The organism is Salinimonas iocasae (assembly GCF_006228385.1).
Taxonomy (GTDB): Bacteria; Pseudomonadota; Gammaproteobacteria; order Enterobacterales; family Alteromonadaceae; genus Alteromonas; species Alteromonas iocasae.
In genome coordinates, this window is sequence record NZ_CP039852.1 from 3232253 (window position 1) to 3248064 (window position 15812).

Annotated in this window: 12 protein-coding genes and 1 riboswitch; of the genes, 9 read left to right on the forward strand and 3 right to left on the reverse strand. The window is 49.9% G+C overall.

The features are described from left to right. Nucleotides 1-5: 5 nt before the first annotated feature. The 3 genes from FBQ74_RS14390 to FBQ74_RS14400 all read right to left on the reverse strand — a co-directional run bounded on the left by FBQ74_RS14390 (nt 6) and on the right by FBQ74_RS14400 (nt 5673). A complete protein-coding gene (locus tag FBQ74_RS14390; protein WP_139757319.1) occupies nt 6-4424 on the reverse strand; it encodes an ExeM/NucH family extracellular endonuclease in 4419 nt (1472 codons plus the stop codon). A 191-nt stretch (nt 4425-4615) separates the two neighbouring features. Next, complete coding sequence (locus FBQ74_RS14395; RefSeq protein ID WP_139757320.1) at nt 4616-5140, reverse strand: DUF3016 domain-containing protein; 525 nt, start codon at nt 5138-5140, stop codon at nt 4616-4618. Between the two features lie 170 nt (nt 5141-5310). Next, nucleotides 5311-5673 carry a hypothetical protein gene (locus FBQ74_RS14400; protein ID WP_139757321.1) on the reverse strand — a complete coding sequence of 121 codons (363 nt, stop codon included), beginning with the start codon at nt 5671-5673 and terminating at the stop codon, nt 5311-5313. Nucleotides 5674-5919: 246 nt separating this feature from the next. Between FBQ74_RS14400 and ccoG the strand changes: the two genes are divergently transcribed. From ccoG to FBQ74_RS14445, 9 genes are all read left to right on the forward strand, one after another. Next, nucleotides 5920-7350: a cytochrome c oxidase accessory protein CcoG gene (ccoG, locus tag FBQ74_RS14405; protein ID WP_139757322.1), complete on the forward strand. Its 1431-nt coding sequence runs from the start codon at nt 5920-5922 to the stop codon at nt 7348-7350. A gap of 6 nt (nt 7351-7356) precedes the next feature. After that, on the forward strand, nt 7357-8328 hold the full coding sequence (locus FBQ74_RS14410) for a serine/threonine protein kinase (protein ID WP_139757323.1): 972 nt from the start codon (nt 7357-7359) through the stop codon (nt 8326-8328). A 5-nt stretch (nt 8329-8333) separates the two neighbouring features. Further along, nucleotides 8334-8759, forward strand: coding sequence for a YqaA family protein (locus tag FBQ74_RS14415; protein ID WP_232371928.1), 426 nt, complete (start codon nt 8334-8336; stop codon nt 8757-8759). Nucleotides 8760-8789: 30 nt separating this feature from the next. Further along, a riboswitch (cobalamin riboswitch) is annotated at nt 8790-9006 on the forward strand. Between the two features lie 57 nt (nt 9007-9063). Beyond that, nucleotides 9064-10977, forward strand: coding sequence for a TonB-dependent receptor plug domain-containing protein (locus FBQ74_RS14420; RefSeq protein WP_139757324.1), 1914 nt, complete (start codon nt 9064-9066; stop codon nt 10975-10977). 108 nt (nt 10978-11085) lie between these two features. Further along, nucleotides 11086-12630 carry a sensor domain-containing diguanylate cyclase gene (locus FBQ74_RS14425; protein ID WP_139757325.1) on the forward strand — a complete coding sequence of 515 codons (1545 nt, stop codon included), beginning with the start codon at nt 11086-11088 and terminating at the stop codon, nt 12628-12630. A 263-nt stretch (nt 12631-12893) separates the two neighbouring features. Next, nucleotides 12894-13259, forward strand: a complete 366-nt coding sequence (locus tag FBQ74_RS14430; RefSeq protein WP_139757326.1) for a hypothetical protein — start codon at nt 12894-12896, stop codon at nt 13257-13259. A 117-nt stretch (nt 13260-13376) separates the two neighbouring features. Then, nucleotides 13377-14396: an LLM class flavin-dependent oxidoreductase gene (locus FBQ74_RS14435; protein ID WP_139757327.1), complete on the forward strand. Its 1020-nt coding sequence runs from the start codon at nt 13377-13379 to the stop codon at nt 14394-14396. 97 nt (nt 14397-14493) lie between these two features. Further along, nucleotides 14494-15120: a thiol:disulfide interchange protein DsbA/DsbL gene (locus FBQ74_RS14440; RefSeq protein ID WP_139757328.1), complete on the forward strand. Its 627-nt coding sequence runs from the start codon at nt 14494-14496 to the stop codon at nt 15118-15120. Nucleotides 15121-15182: 62 nt separating this feature from the next. Then, entirely contained in the window at nt 15183-15776 is a 594-nt protein-coding gene (locus FBQ74_RS14445) for an HD domain-containing protein (RefSeq protein WP_139757329.1), read from the forward strand. Nucleotides 15777-15812 lie beyond the last annotated feature (36 nt).

Genomic DNA, 15812 nt, shown 5'->3' on the forward strand with positions numbered 1-15812 from the left:
CGCTTTTAGTTAAACAATGAACGCAAACTGCTTACCTTTGCACGCCCCCGCCCGCGGTCTTCACGTTTGCATCCTTTACGGGTGCACAGGTCGCGGAAGAAACGTACATCTTTGTTATTTACACGCCCATCATTATTCAAATCCAGCTCTGGGTCGACAGGCTGCTTAAACAGCACAGCTTTAATGAACAGGCGGAAGTCAGAGGTATCGACATCGCCGTCACCATCCATATCGCCCAGCAGGGTCAGGTTAAAACTGGTTACAACCGGATCATGGTCAGAGGCACGATACAGCAGGGTATTAAGCCATGCGTCTGGCTTGTATTCACTGTTGTAGTCGACTGCCGGCATTTCATCAGCGTTGATATGCCATGCTGTCGCATCAGTTAATGCTTCTTTCATAGTACCGCTCACTAACTGATAATCCAGCGTGCCGGACTCACCACGGAAGGTATAGGTATAGACCTTTTTACCATCTACCTGTTCCAGTGTATTGGTATAGCCTGAACTGGTCAGGTAAGTGATTGGGTTTTCCTGCGCGTAGGCATTCATGTCACCCATTATCACCTTCGATACATCTGCATACTGGGCTTCCAGCCAGGTATTCAGTGCAATCGCGGCTCGCGTGCGGGTTACATCACAGTTACCGGCAAGGGGATCGTCATCACCGGCGCCACATGACGAACCTTTTGATTTCAGGTGATTAACACTGATAACAAATTCGCGATTGGTGTCTTTATGGGTGAAGCGCTGTGTCAGTGCCGGTCTGTTACGGTCAGTAAATAACGGGCCGTTTTCGTCACTGATGCTGTTTTGCGGTGTCAGAATTTTCGCACTGCCAACTGGCGCCACCCTGTCTTTGCGATAAAGCAGACCGGTGGTGATGTCGTCGGTACCAATGGTTTCGACACCGGCATCAACAAAGGCATAAACATCAGCGCCGGTTTGCTGATTCAGTGCATCGGTGAGCTGTGCAATCATGCTCAGCGGACCAAAACCGTCGTTTTCAATTTCCATCAGGCCGATAGCATCAGCATCCAGCTCTAACATCGCGCTGACAATTTTCTCAAGCTGACGTTCATATTCCGCCACGGTATCGGCACCACGAGAGGTAGGGAAGCCTTCTCCCTGACCGTTACCATTAAACAGGTTCAGTACATTGAAACTGGCCAGTGTCAGGTTTCCTTCCACAAGCTCTGGCTCATCGGTACGGGCATTTTCCTTCACAACATCCACTAAACCCAGCGGACGCACGCGATAATTTGAAAACCCGTAATCCATCACACCCACAACCTGAGACACCTTGTCGCCCAGACGAATCGGGTTGTAGGGATCTATGCCTCCGGCACCAAGCAGATACTGTGAATTACCACTACCATCGGCATTATCATCAATGATCAGCATATCGCGCGCGTTTGCAGCTGCCAGTGCGTCGGCCTGTTCAGAATCAGGCGCAAAAAGCTGAGTAGGAATGAACAAACGCTCAGAAGATACAGTTACCTCACCATACTGACTGTAGCTATAAACATTGTTTATTACCCAGTCAGACTGATTAGAAATCAGCATGCCTTCAACCGCCTCAAAGTCAGCTTCATCATTTACTGGCAGGCTCAGAGTTACCGCAGAAACGCTGTCTGTACCACATACCTGAGGGGTTGACTGAACACTAAGCTGGGTTCGGCCATAACGCTCAGAAACACTGGCGGTAAAGCGCACTACGTCCCCAGCCATCAATGCACTGTTATCACCGGGTGCATAGACAAATACCCCTTCAGAGGTCGCCGGATTGGTATCAGCATCCTGATCTTCTTCCTGAATGAAGAAGCCACTGAGATCTGGCGTAATATGAGTAATCACCGCTTCTACCTCAACAGTCTGACCAGCCAGCGGCGAGGAAAAGCTATCACCCTGCACTTCATGAATCAGGGTAGCGGGCGCGTAGCAGGTTGAAGGCTGTTCAGGATCGCCCCCGTTATCGCCATTACCGTATTGGCCCAATCCGTCAAAGGTATTTTTGGCAAAGCCATCCCATTGAACAGCAGGATCAAACGCATCATAGGCATTGGCATCGCCGGTGCTGACAGAGGATTTGCGGCGAAGCGTGTTGTCTTTCGTGCTGGTATCGCCACTGCCCCACTCGGTTCTGACACCAATCTGGCCGATAGCATCGATAATTTCGCCGTTATGCAGTAATACCACCGCATCGTCGCCATTAAAACTAACCTGTGAAGTCAGCATGTCAGCCACACTGGTCACCGGCGCATCAGACTGGTTGTTAGCCAGAACGAATACATCGCCGGGCGCCAGGTCGCCGCTTAAGGTGATCGGGCTGTTCCCATTTTCGCTGCCATTAGCAAAAATTTGTACTGCATAATCAGCTAAAGACAGGGTTGCAGAACCCAGGTTCACAATTTCCAGCGCCTTATTGTAGCTGCCGCCTTCCACGTACTCTGAGAAAAACGGCTGAGCCGGACTCAGGCTATAGGTACCTACCGGAATAGGTGTAACCGCAGTGGCATTATCGGCCTGTCCATCCAGCGTATCTTTGCCCGGAATCATCCAGTCATCGGCACTGAACTCACCATCAGGTACACCGGCTGTGCGATAGGCGAAGCTGTCGGCGTATTCCCATGCCTGGCCACTGCCATCAACGTCGGTCTCACCGTAAAGGTCAATGCGATCACCATTACAGAAAACTTCAATGGCATCGTCGCCGTTTATCGACATAGCCCCGCTGGTGTAATCAGGTGCGAAACCAAAGAAGTTCGTGAAGCCGGTGCTTTCACTGGCAATATACAGATACTCACCCGCATTGACTGAAACAGAAGGAAAAACAAATTCTTCACCCGATGAGCCATTACCGTTATTGGCAGAGCCCACACCGCATACGCTCAAATCAGCGATATCCTGCGCAACATAAAGCTCAATGCCTTTCGGCACGCCGCCACTAAGCGGGCCGTCAAACACAGCGCTGAGCACCAGTGGTGCGGCAGTTGGCAGCTCCGGCTCAACCGGTTCTTCCGGCTCAGATGGCGTGCTGTCATCACAGCTGTCTGCATCATAGAACATGCTTACCCAGTCCGGATTATCCACAAACGGGTTGCGATTGCCCTGATACTCATAAATAGCGTGCTGACGTGTTAGTTCACTGGCATCGACCGGATCAGCATTATGCCACTCAATCATGGTGCATAGCTTACCCAGTTCAGGGCTGCCGGAATCAGTGATGCGATTGACGAGCGACAGGTCTGGGGTAATGTCATTACCCATGCCTTCATAACGCACATCCATGTACATCATCATTCGCGCAACATCGCCTTTGATGTCATCGCGTGGCTCGAAGGAATCGCCATCGATGCGATTGTCCGGCGCCTCGGCTAACGGCGAGTCAGAGAAGTCAAAATCAAGGTTGCCACGACTGGCGTTGACTGAGATATCAGTCGGTCTCAGATGCTGAATATCCGTATACGCTTCTGTTGCGCTGCTGCTAAAGCCATGGCTTTTCGGCCAGCTATGCTCGCGATTCCAGTTATCCGGATTGGTCGATGCAGCCCCCGAACCATTCGAGGATTTAGCCAGTGAACGGTTCGAATAAAACAGAATAATGTTATCCGGGTTAGCCGGATCCTGGTCAGTTGCAGTCAGCGCTGACCAGACCTGTGAATAGGTAAGCTGGCGCTGGTCGGCTGCAATCACATCGCTTAACGTTGCGCGAATAGTTGCCATATCATAGCCAGCCTCGATTTGGGACTGAACAGCAGCATAATAGGCGGCTGCATCGAAAGTAGCAGCGTCAGCCACCTTATCCAGTGCCGGACAGTTGGTGCAAACACCTTCAGGAATACCATCACTGTCGCCAGGCTCAGCATCATCAGACAGCGTATGCTCGCCCAGACCGGAAAAATCGTCTTTTGCCAGTCCGGTATATTCCTGTGCCGGGGCAAAAACATCAAACGGGTCAGTATCGCCGGTATGGACCGTTGGTTTGCGCACCAGTGTGTTATCTTTGGTGCTTACCGGACTGGTTCCCCACTGCGGGTCTGGTCGAAAGCCGACCTGACCCAGGCTGTCTACCACCACGCCGTCTTTCGTCAGTACTACAGCATCATCACCGTTGAATAAATTCTGCGATGTAAGTTGCTGAGCAAACTGACTTAATGCTGTATCACTGCGGTTATCGGCGATAACCCAGGTGGCGTTAGCGTCAACGGTTCCTTCCAGCGTAATAATGGCGCTGGCGTCGGTTTGGCCGTTTGAATACACAGAAAGTGTATAGCCTGTAAGAGAGAGCGGTTGTGACGTGGTATTGTAAAGCTCGAGAGCCTTGTTATAGCTGCTTCCTTCAACATATTGCGAAATCAGCACATCAGCGCTGACCGGTGTTGATAAACACAATGCCAGGGGCAGCAGGGTAGATTTTTTCATTCTTGTCGTTCCTGCTTTTTTTGAAAACTATCCTTCGGTACAGGAAGACTATAAGGGATTTGCTACAGAAAAGTGACAGAAAATCGACAATTTGTGACGGAAATTTGACCCTCGCACAGAGTGAACAGCCACAAATGCAGGCTCTATGCGGCAATGAGGGGTCTCATTGCCGAAAACAAAGCCCATCATTTTTATTTCGGCCTAGCGGCGGTCTGCTCAAGGGTCTTTTCAAACCAGTCTCTGATCATGGCTTTTTCGTAAGTAAGATTTTCTGAGCGGCGATTGATACGCGTGCCTCTGTCCATAAACGACATATCTTTTAGTTTTACATCAGCGCTTTGTAGTGTAGCGCCACTTGCGTCTGAAAGTGTGTAACTAAAATGCATGCGTGGAATATATAGCGGCTTGACCAGCCGGATATCGGCGCCGCCTACGCCACCCAGAAAACTGGCAGGCCAGACTTCACCCGCCAGGTCGAGGTCAGTCACGGTCATTGATAAGGTCTGACCGTCGGGGAGCTTTTCAGCCAGTTCGGTAATATATGCTTCCATGTCTTTGAAAATCATTTCCCGGAAGGACTTGCGGGATTGATTGGAGGGGCGGATGTCCTGATAAGACTCGGGCTCCTGCCAGGTAACACTTACTTCAGCGGCCGCGCTGGCAGTTCCAGCATACAGCCCGGCAATACTCAGCATTGCCACAGCAAACTTTGCCATTGTGGATACCTCACACAGATTGACACATGAATGATTACGTCTGGGTGTTAGAGCACGTTCATCATGGCAAGTTCATTTAATGGTCATAATTTAATACTAACCAGGGCTATTGCCAGAACGTGTGTCAGGTATAGAGTATGCTGGGAAAACTTAACAGAAGATGAATACGTTTATCGTTTTGCCAGTAACGGTGATTCGGACAGATAACTGCAAAACTGATGGCGGTTGTCTCCGGCAATAAAAGGATTTTTATCGTCGTTTAAACAATACGTTTTATGAAAATGGTTCACATTCTGACGACTTGATGTGACAGAATCAAAATAGTCCTGCTGGAAAGGACGCATTGAAGAATACAGGCCACTGGACTGCTCACGAAGATCGTGTAGCGCCATTTTATCAGGCAACGCTTCTATCGTGATAAGCCAATGCGTAACCGTTTGCTGAGCACTGGACAAAAAGTCCTGTACTATCGGCATGCGCAATACAATCACTAAAGCGGCAATCTCAATAAAGACCAGTATTTTGCGAATCATAAAAATTATCTATTCCTCCTGTATGCATGAAAGGTTAGTTTACTTTTACAGTAGGAAAAATAAGTATTTTTATACCTATAGATAAATTTTGAACATCTGCACCGGCTGAATTCAGCCATCACAGCATATTCCAGTTTTATCTGTGACGTTTAATGCCAGCTGTACGCTGATTTTTTGATCTGCATTAAACTATTATGATTATGCGCTGTTATGATAGGGGCGCTTTTCTACGCAAAAGGGTTTTGCATGAGCGAACGTATTCCGGTTAAAAATGTATCAAAGGTGGAAGTCCACCAGCCTCGCCGTGCTACCAAAAAACGCCATTCTTCACGAAGTCGCATTTACGTTCGCGCCGTTAAAGGCCCGCTTGAGACATTTCGTCGTTTCTTCGGCCTGTTCTTTCTGGCGTTATTCGCGGTGTTGCCTTTTATTCAGTATAACGGGCAGCAGGCGATACTGCTGGATATCGGTGAGCAGCGCTTTTCTCTGTTTTCATTGACCCTCTGGCCGCAGGATCTGACACTGCTGGCTTACCTGTTTATTATCTCCGCCTTCGCGCTGTTTTTTGTCACAACCTTTGCCGGGCGCGTGTGGTGCGGCTTCATGTGTCCGCAAACAACCTGGGTCTATATCTACACCTGGTTTGAGGAAAAAATAGAGGGTAGCCGTAACAAGCGAATGAAGCTGGACGAACGCCCTATGGACTGGGACAAATTCTGGCGCAAAACCCTCAAACAGGTTTGCTGGTGGGCAGTAGCCATTCTCACTGCGCTGCTGTTCGTTGGCTATTTCACGCCGGTACGCCAGTTGTTTATAGACTTTTTTACCTTTCAGACCAGTTTTTGGGCGACCTTCTCTATTCTGTTTTTTGCAGTCTGCACCTGGGGTAACGCCGGGTACATGCGGGAAATTATGTGTACGCATATTTGCCCGTATGCGCGCTTTCAGTCGGCGATGTTTGATCGCGACACAATCACAGTGGCCTACGACGCCCGCCGTGGTGAGGCACGTGGCCCGCGCCCGCGCAAAATTCCGCACGACGCATTAAGTGAAAAGGGGCTTGGCGACTGTATTGACTGCCACCTGTGCGTGCAGGTCTGTCCGACCGGTATCGATATCCGCAACGGCTTGCAGTATGAGTGTATTAATTGTGGTGCTTGCGTAGATGCCTGTAACGGGGTTATGGATAAAATGAATTACCCTAAGGGGCTCATCCGTTTTACCTCAGAAGATGCGCTGGCCGGCGGAACCACCCGGGTTTTCCGGCCCAAGTTAATTGGCTACTTTGTGGTATTGCTTATTATGCTTGCTGTCTTTGCCGCCAATGTTATCTATCGCGTGCCACTTGAGGTAGATATCATCAGAGACCGGAATTCACTGTATCGCGAGACTAACGAAGGCCTGATTGAAAACGTTTATACCCTTAAGGTACTGAACAAATCGCAACAACGCCTGACTTACACAATTGATGTTCAGGGCCTGCCCTCGTACGACCTTATCGGCAATAATACCGTTACTGTTGGTGGCGGAGAAGTCGCAACATTACCGATTTCGGTTGCCACCGATGCCTATAATCTGGAAGATGCCGTCACAGAAATTCAATTCAAGGTGTCTACAACCTCTTCGCAGGGCGAAACGATACAGGTTACAGAGCCTTCTAAATTTTTATACCAATAGGGATGTATGACCGATTTTACCTTCACCGGCCTGACGCCTGATGTGGTGCTTGATGCACTTGAGGCCTGTGGCATCTATCCACAATCCGGTTTGCTTGCGCTAAATAGTTATGAAAATCGCGTCTACCAGTTTCAGGCCGACGATGGCCGACGCCTGGTAGTCAAGTTCTACCGCCCTGACCGCTGGACCAACGCACAAATTCAGGAAGAGCACGATTTTTCCTGGCAGGTTAGCGATGCCGACATTCCACTGGTAGCACCGCTGAAAATTGACGGGCAAACGCTGCATACTTATCAGGGCTTCCGGTTTACCGTGTTCCCGTCAGTCGGCGGGCGCCAGTTTGAAATTGATAATCTGGATCAGTTGGAGTGGATGGGCCGTTTTATCGGGCGGATGCACAGAGTCAGTCAGACACAAAGCTTCACGCACCGGCCGGCTATCAGCACTGAAACATTTCTGGACGAACCTTATCGCGAATTACAGCAAAGTGCGCTGTTACCCGACCACCTTAAATCAGCGTTTTTTGCGATTGCCGAACCGCTCATTGACCTAACCAAAAAACATTATCGGCCCGTCAACGAAATCAGGCTGCATGGGGACTGTCACCCGGGGAATATTCTGTGGCGTGACGGCCCGATTTTTGTGGATTTAGATGACTGTCGCAGCGGGCCAGCCATTCAGGACCTGTGGATGATGCTTAGCGGCGATCGTCAGCAGCAACTGCTTCAGATCGATGTTCTGGCTGAAGCCTATGAAGAGTTTCATTCGCTGGATAAGCGAGAACTGGCATTGATTGAACCGCTTCGTGCTATGCGCATGATTCACTATATGGCGTGGCTTTCCCGTCGCTGGCAGGACCCTGCTTTTCCCCGGGCATTTCCGTGGTTCGCAGATGATAAATACTGGGAAGGACAGATTCTGGCGCTCAAAGAGCAAATGTCAGCACTTCAGGAGCCGCCACTGACCCTTGGTATGTAACGCCGGTGTTTGCCGAAGCCGGGCTGGCCGGAATGTTTGTCAGCGCCTTTCTGGCTGCCACTCTGCTGCCATTAGGCTCTGAAGCTGTATTACTTGCTCTGCTTTACGCCGATTACCCGGTTATCCCGCTTATTATTACTGCGACAGCCGGCAATGTCGGTGGCTCACTGGTAAATTACTGGCTTGGCTGGCGCTTTGGCAGAGCGGGCATAATGCGCATTGCCAAAGTCCCTGAACATCGCCTGGTTAAAGCCGAACATCAATTCCGGCTATGGGGAAGGTGGAGCCTGTGTCTGGCATGGGTACCTGTTATTGGCGATCCGCTGACCTTTATTGCCGGCATACTTCGCATCAGTCCGGTGTGGTTCGTGGTGCTGGTCACTGCTGGTAAGGCCAGCCGCTACATTATAATTTCTCAGCTCGCCGCGTAACTGTGGTTTGTTTTGCCCGTGCTATAACGTATACTCCGGCGCTATTCAGGTGCTTGTTTTTATTACAAGTTAAACGGGAAGTCAGTGAAAAGCTGACGCTGCCCCCGCAACGGTAAGCTCAGATCTCCGATCTTCATTTACATTAGCAAATGCTAAACGTCACTGTGAGCACTCATGGGAAGACGTAAATGGCTTCGAAATGACGAAGCGAGCCAGCCCGGATACCGGCCTGATACGCGGCTGACACTGAGTCAGCCTTTCCTATCAGCTGCACTCGGGCGGAGTGCTGTTACGGAATCATTTCATGAAGAACCCATTATTTACTACGACCGCTTTGTCGGCGGCATTCGCGTTATCCGGCATCGTTTCGCCGGCTTTTTCACAGCCATTCCCCACTGATGCAGAAACCCTGACGGTAACCGGCTCTCGTCTGGCGCTTGGCCGTTCTGAACTGGCGGCGGTATCCACGGTCATCGACCAACGAGAAATTGAGCGCTCAGGCGCCCTTCAGATCACAGACCTGCTACGCGCACTGCCCGGCGTAACGATTGCACAGTCCGGCAGTACCGGCGCACTTACCGAAATACGCCTGCGCGGTAGTGAAACCAATCACTTACTGGTAGTTATTGACGGTGTTATTGCCAATGATATTGGTCAGGGGAGTACCATCGACCTGGCGCATTTAAATACTGCGAATATTGCTCGCATTGAATTGCTGCGTGGTGCACAAAGCGCATTGTGGGGAAGCGGCGCGGTGGCCGGTGTATTAAATATCACAACCACTGCCGGTGCCGGGCAAAAAGATGCTGTGCAGGCAGAGGTCGGCATCGGCACGCAAGGGACTACATCAGCGTCAGCATCGGCCAGCGGCACGCAAGGCAAGGTATCTTTTAATGCCTATGCAAACTGGTTGAATACCAATGGAGATAATATCGCCCTGACCGGGGGTGAGGATGACGGATACCGGAACATTGCCACAGGGGGCGCTTTGCGCTGGCAGGCAAGCCCACAACACCGCTTCTCGGCTAACCTCCGTCTGGTTGATTATGCCAGCGATTTTGATGCTATCGACAGCATTGAGACCGGGTTACCCGTGGATGCGGACAATGTGACCGATGGCAAGCAAATCAATGCGCTCATCGGTTGGGATTTTACTCCGCAGGATGTCGCTTATAGCAGCAGCGTTACCGGTAGCTATCGCAAAGATAAAAATGACAGCGTTGCCAGTGGTCGTTTTGCTGGAGGTACCACCGGTGAGCGCTTTCAACTGACCTGGCTAAATCGCTACGATATCGGCGACTGGCAGCTTGCTGGCGGTCTGGAGTACCTCACGCGTCAGTTCAGCCAGCGCGGGCTGGTGGATTTTGGCGATCCCAATCAAAGCCAGCAAGACCATACGGTAAGTGTGTTTGGTGAAACCGCCACCGAACTTGCTGACACCCTGTTATTGTCACTTTCTGCACGGTTTGATGACAATTCAGAATTTGATGATGCTGTGAGTTACCGGGCCGGCCTGAACTGGCCAGTCACCGATCAGTATACGGTGTTTACCAGTGTCAGCCGGGCAGTTAAGACACCTTCTTTTACCGAACGCTTTGGCTATTACCCGCAAACATTTACCGGCAACCCGGACTTGCAGCCGGAAACCAGTCAGCAGTGGGAAGCGGGAGCAAGAGCAACGTTTACGTCGGCACTGCAAGGTCAGCTAAGCATCTTTTCAACACAGCTTGAAGATGAGATAAACGGGTATGTTTATAACCCGGAAACATTCATCACTACCGCCGAAAATAAAGATACCGACAGTGACCGTGAGGGGATTGAGGCTGAGCTTACCTATCAGCAAGATGATATTACGGTGCGCACCGGTTACAGCTATGTGAATAGCGAAGAAGACGGTGTAGATGAGCTGCGCAGAGCAAATCATCAGGCTTCTGTGAGTGTGCTAGCCCCACTGCCCATCGACAATATGTCGTTTTATGCTAAAGCAGCCTATACCGGTAGTCGCGACGACATTTACTACCCACCCTATCCACAACCTGCGCAACGTGTCGCGTTGTCTGCCTATACGCTGGTTGATTTAAGTGTTAGCTACCAGGCGACATCTCAGTGGTCTGCGGCTCTGCGTATCGATAATCTGCTGGATGAGGAATATCAGGATATTGTTGGCTTTTCGGCCCGCGAACGGCGTGCTGTGTTGTCGGTTACCTGGCAAGGCTAACTCCCCCCACCGATAAACGGGAATACACATTCATAATGAATATTCCCGTTTTTTTGTCATAAACCCATATTCCTGACTATAGTGTGAAGTTATAAAAATAAATCCGCTATGCCTGCACTACTGGATGTTGGCGCGGGGTTGCCGGGCCCAATGACTAATAATTATAAAAACTTGTTACAGCAGCTGCCGTCCTGTCTGATTTTCAAACAGAAAAATAGCAGCACGCTTTACCTGTCAGACGTACTGACACAGCACCTGAGTCTATCTCAGACCACATTTTCAGACGATGTCCCCTGCCCGATTCAATTTTACTGTGGCCGCACCGGCGACGCGCTGACCGGCGATGCATCTCCCCTGGTCATCGCCGAACATCACCATGCATTGTGTCAGCAAGTAGTACTGCAATGTGGCGCGCGACGCTTTTACAGCCACCTGCAAAGCAAACTTGTTAGCGATAACGACACAGCATGGCTGGTTATTGAGGTTACGCTCAATCAGCCCTATCAGACGCACCAGACGCTATCTGCCTGGCAGGAGAAATTATCATTCAGCATGATGCTTTCTGCTATTTCTACCCGGTTAATTAATGCCAGAGATGACGAGGCAGATTCATTGATTGAGCAAAGCCTGGGTACCTTTGGTGAATATCTGAAGGCCCAGCGCTGCTATCTGTTTTGCTTCTCTTCGGATAATGCGCTTATGGATAACACGCATGAGTGGGTCGCGCCGGGCGTAACGCCATTTAAAGATGAGCTGCAACAGGTGCCGGTAGCAGAACAACTCCCCTACTTTGATACGGTAATCAAACAGGACCATGCATTTGTAGTCGGCGATGTTGAGGAACTTCCCGCTACTGCGGCACTGGAAAAGGCGGAGTTCCAGCGGGAAGGGATCCGCGCGGTTTTATGTGTTGCAGTACATGTTAATGATGACCTGTTTGGTTTTATCGGGTGCGATTTTCTAACCGGTCCGCATTGCTGGACCGAGCACGAAATCAAGTCGATTAAGCTTATCGGTGAGATGGTCAGCGAAACGCTGTCCAGTATTACAACCAGACAATCGCTACAACGCGTACAGCAGGAATTATTACAGGCCAACGCCCGTCTTAAAGTGCTGGTAAACCTGGATGGACTGACCCACATTGCTAATCGCCGCCATTTTGATGAGACACTGGAAACGCAGTGGCGAAGCATTGCAGAAAGTGGCCTGAGTTTGCTGTTTATCGATGTGGACAACTTCAAGCACTATAACGATAACTATGGCCATCAGGCCGGCGATGAAGTGCTACAGGCTATTGCCTGCGTGCTGGATGATGTCGCCGATAGCCTTAACGGGCTGGCTGCCAGATATGGCGGTGAAGAGTTCGCTATAATACTACCCGGGCAACAGCATAAAGAAGCCACCACTGCTGCCTCTCGGGTGATGCGCGCGGTAAGTACACTTAATATCGCCTTTGCATCGTCCGAAAAAACTGATCGGGTCACAGTAAGTATCGGTCTGGCTGACAGTATGAGTGCAACGTCACCTCAGTCGCTAATTAATCAGGCCGATGCGGCACTTTACAAAGCCAAACAATCCGGCCGCAATACTATCGTCAGCTTTCCGACCACACAACGCGCATCAAACAGAATGGCTACCGGTGCTTATAGATAGATCTATTTATTCTATAATGCCGTTGAGATAGCCCTGACTTTCTGAAACCACGCTTTGTACCTTCACAGATGCATTTTAATCATTAATATTTCGGTTAATGCCCACTCCACTGCGGTCGCTGCCGGCTGAAAAGCAGCCACAGCTATGTTATCGTTACCTCGCAGCCTTATATGAAGATGTGCATCAGACACATCCGTAATTTTGCGCTATTCGCGCTTGTTTAGTCAGCAAGTGATATCCATCCGATTATCGGAGGCACAATTATGAAACGCTTACTGGCCCATTTAAATAACCTCTCTGAAAGTCCGGCGTTACTAAATCAGGAAGTAACCACCGTGCTGTCGATTTTTTGTGAAAAGTTCGAGCGGCGCGTACAGGAAATCGATACGATTTCTGACGAAGGGTATGTCAAAGTAACATTCAGCGATGAGACTATCGGCTATGTGGATGTCGATAAAAACGTACTGATTGAGATAGAAGACTCTTTTCAGTTGACGGTTTTCACGTTTGCCCGACACAACAACCAGTGGCAGTTCAGCGAGCGTAACTGCTATGACATTGCAGGCACCATGACCCCACAGGCTTCGCGCCTTGCGCCCCGCATGGCGCAGTCTTCTTCACCCGCCTGACAAATGTAGTTTGTCGGGCTGCATGCTCTGCCCGACGTGTTGTGTCTGTTAAGCCACTTGTATCAGTGAGTGCTCGCCCCCACCGTCTTTGGTAACGTTATTATTACCGGAGCCGACATGACTTCTCCCGTACCTCTTTCAATTCTTGATCTTGCACATATCGGTGAAAACCAGAGTGTTCAGCAGGCGATGGCAAAAAGCCAGGCTATTGCCGTACTCGCTGAAAACAGTCAGTTTGAACGTCTGTGGCTGGCTGAACACCATGGCATGCGAGGCGTTGCCAGTGCCGCCACATCAACACTTCTGGCTAACCTTGGTGCGCTAACACAGTCAATTCGCTTAGGATCCGGTGGTGTTATGCTGCCAAACCACGCGCCATTGGTGGTTGCTGAGCAATATGGCACGCTGGACGCGCTTTACCCCGGTCGTATCGATTTGGGACTGGGCCGTGCGCCGGGCACTGATCCTGCCACCTCAAATGCACTACGCCGAGACCTGAATAAAAATGTGGGCGACTATCCTTCTGATATTCAGCAGCTTCAGCGCTATTTATCTGATGATAGTGGGGATGCACAAGTCCTCGCGGTGCCGGGGGCAGGCAGCCATGTGCCCTTGTATCTGTTAGGTTCCAGCCTTTACTCTGCTCAACTGGCCGGCAAACTGGGGCTACCTTTCTCGTTTGCTTCCCACTTTGCGCCTGACGCTTTATTTGATGCTATCAACATCTACAAAATGAACTTTTCGCCTTCTGCGCAACTCAATAAACCTTATGTGATGGCCGGAGTAATGGCGGTAGTCGCAGAGTCTGACGATGACGCAAATTATCATTTCAGTTCGGTGCAGCAACAGTTCGCTAATTTACGCAGGGGGGCAAACGCGCCCATGCCGGCACCGGTGGATGATATATACAAACATCTCAGTGAAGTCGAAGTACAGACCATCAACCGAACGCTGCGCTATGCGGTGAAAGGCACACCGGACAGCGTAGAGAAACAATTGAGCGAGTTTGTGGAGGCAACAGGCGTCGACGAGGTCATCCTGTCTTTCCCCGTGTACGATGATAAACAGTGCCTTGAATCCATCAGGCTGGTCGGCGAGATGCACAGCATCAAAGCTGCGCCCTCCTGGCAGGCTTGAATCTTTACCGTCGACAAGCTCAGAAAAAGATAGCGACTAGGCGAAGTAACAATGCTGTGGTAACCTCACTCACAGATATGGATAAAGGAAATGTTGCATGAAAAAAATCGCATTATTTTTTGTTATGGCTATTTTGCTTCCTTTGCAGGCTTGCGCTGCAGATGCAAAATGGGAAGAGGGAAAGCACTATCGGGTGCTGGACGAAGCGGCTACTGAGCAGCCTGAAATTCTTGAGTTCTTCTCTTTCTGGTGTCCGCACTGCTACCAGTTTGAGCCACTGGTAGATGAAATAAAATCCAAAATTTCTGATAATACTGAGTTTAAAAAAATTCATGTGAATTTCATGGGCTTTACCGAGCAAAGTATTCAGGATGATGCGACCCGTGCCATGATGGTAGCACGCGCTGTGAAGCAGGAAGACGCACTGAATGCTGCGATTTTTGATTATATTCATAAGCAGCGCGCCAGTGTTACCGGCATGAAAGATTTGCGTAATATCTTCGTCGTAAACGGTGTTGATAACGCCGAGTTTGATAAGCTTTCTAACAGCTTTGGTGTTAACAACATGATGAAGAGAAACAATAAGGTACTGGAAAACTATCGTCAGTATGTACGTGGTGTACCTAACTTTATTGTAAACGGTCGTTATCAGGCACAATTTACCTCCGATATGTCTGAAGACGATATCGTTGAGCTTATTGTTTGGTTAAGCAAACAGGATTAATCCTGTCGCCCGAATTGAAGCGCGCCCTTGTGGCGCGTTTTTTGTTTTTAAAGGACAAATAAATGACTGTATCCCTTTCCCAGCTGGACTTTATCAATGAGCTGGACAAGCTAAAGGCGGTGAAGCGCCAGATGTTATTACCCGGTGAAGACAACCGGCAGGAAAACAGTGCTGAGCATTCATGGCATGTCGCGCTCACCGCATTGATGCTAAAAGATTACGCTGAGCATCCGGTTGATATCGACCGGGTTATCAAAATGATACTGCTGCATGATTTAGTTGAGATAGATGCCGGCGATATGTTTGCCTTTGCTGATGAGCAGGATCACGCTGAGCAGGAACTTAAAGAGCTGGCTGCTGCCAAGCGGATTTTCGGCCTGCTCAAAGAATCGCAGGGCCAGCATTACCTGAAGTTGTGGTTGGAGTTTGAAGCCGCTGAAACTAACGATGCGCGCTTTGCTAAGGCGATGGATCGTATTCTTCCCCTGTTTCAGAATATGAAAAATAATGGTGGTAGCTGGGCTCGCCATAAGGTCACTAAGCAAAAAATACTCGACAGAAACCAGATGCTCGAAACGGCTGCGCCGCTTTTATGGCAGTACGTCAATGAACAACTGGATATCGCTGAGCAAAACGGCTGGCTGGCAACACAATAATATCCATATGAACCTGTATGGTTGTTGACGGGTAGC

What these genes read in the sequence shown, in the direction of transcription:
- FBQ74_RS14390 (WP_139757319.1), bottom strand. Translation starts at nt 4,424, where the DNA reads ATGAAAAAATCTACCCTGCTGCCCCTGGCATTGTGTTTATCAACACCG.
- FBQ74_RS14395 (WP_139757320.1), bottom strand. Translation starts at nt 5,140, where the DNA reads ATGGCAAAGTTTGCTGTGGCAATGCTGAGTATTGCCGGGCTGTATGCT.
- FBQ74_RS14400 (WP_139757321.1), bottom strand. Translation starts at nt 5,673, where the DNA reads ATGATTCGCAAAATACTGGTCTTTATTGAGATTGCCGCTTTAGTGATT.
- ccoG (WP_139757322.1), top strand. Translation starts at nt 5,920, where the DNA reads ATGAGCGAACGTATTCCGGTTAAAAATGTATCAAAGGTGGAAGTCCAC.
- FBQ74_RS14410 (WP_139757323.1), top strand. Translation starts at nt 7,357, where the DNA reads ATGACCGATTTTACCTTCACCGGCCTGACGCCTGATGTGGTGCTTGAT.
- FBQ74_RS14420 (WP_139757324.1), top strand. Translation starts at nt 9,064, where the DNA reads ATGAAGAACCCATTATTTACTACGACCGCTTTGTCGGCGGCATTCGCG.
- FBQ74_RS14425 (WP_139757325.1), top strand. Translation starts at nt 11,086, where the DNA reads ATGCCTGCACTACTGGATGTTGGCGCGGGGTTGCCGGGCCCAATGACT.
- FBQ74_RS14430 (WP_139757326.1), top strand. Translation starts at nt 12,894, where the DNA reads ATGAAACGCTTACTGGCCCATTTAAATAACCTCTCTGAAAGTCCGGCG.
- FBQ74_RS14435 (WP_139757327.1), top strand. Translation starts at nt 13,377, where the DNA reads ATGACTTCTCCCGTACCTCTTTCAATTCTTGATCTTGCACATATCGGT.
- FBQ74_RS14440 (WP_139757328.1), top strand. Translation starts at nt 14,494, where the DNA reads ATGAAAAAAATCGCATTATTTTTTGTTATGGCTATTTTGCTTCCTTTG.
- FBQ74_RS14445 (WP_139757329.1), top strand. Translation starts at nt 15,183, where the DNA reads ATGACTGTATCCCTTTCCCAGCTGGACTTTATCAATGAGCTGGACAAG.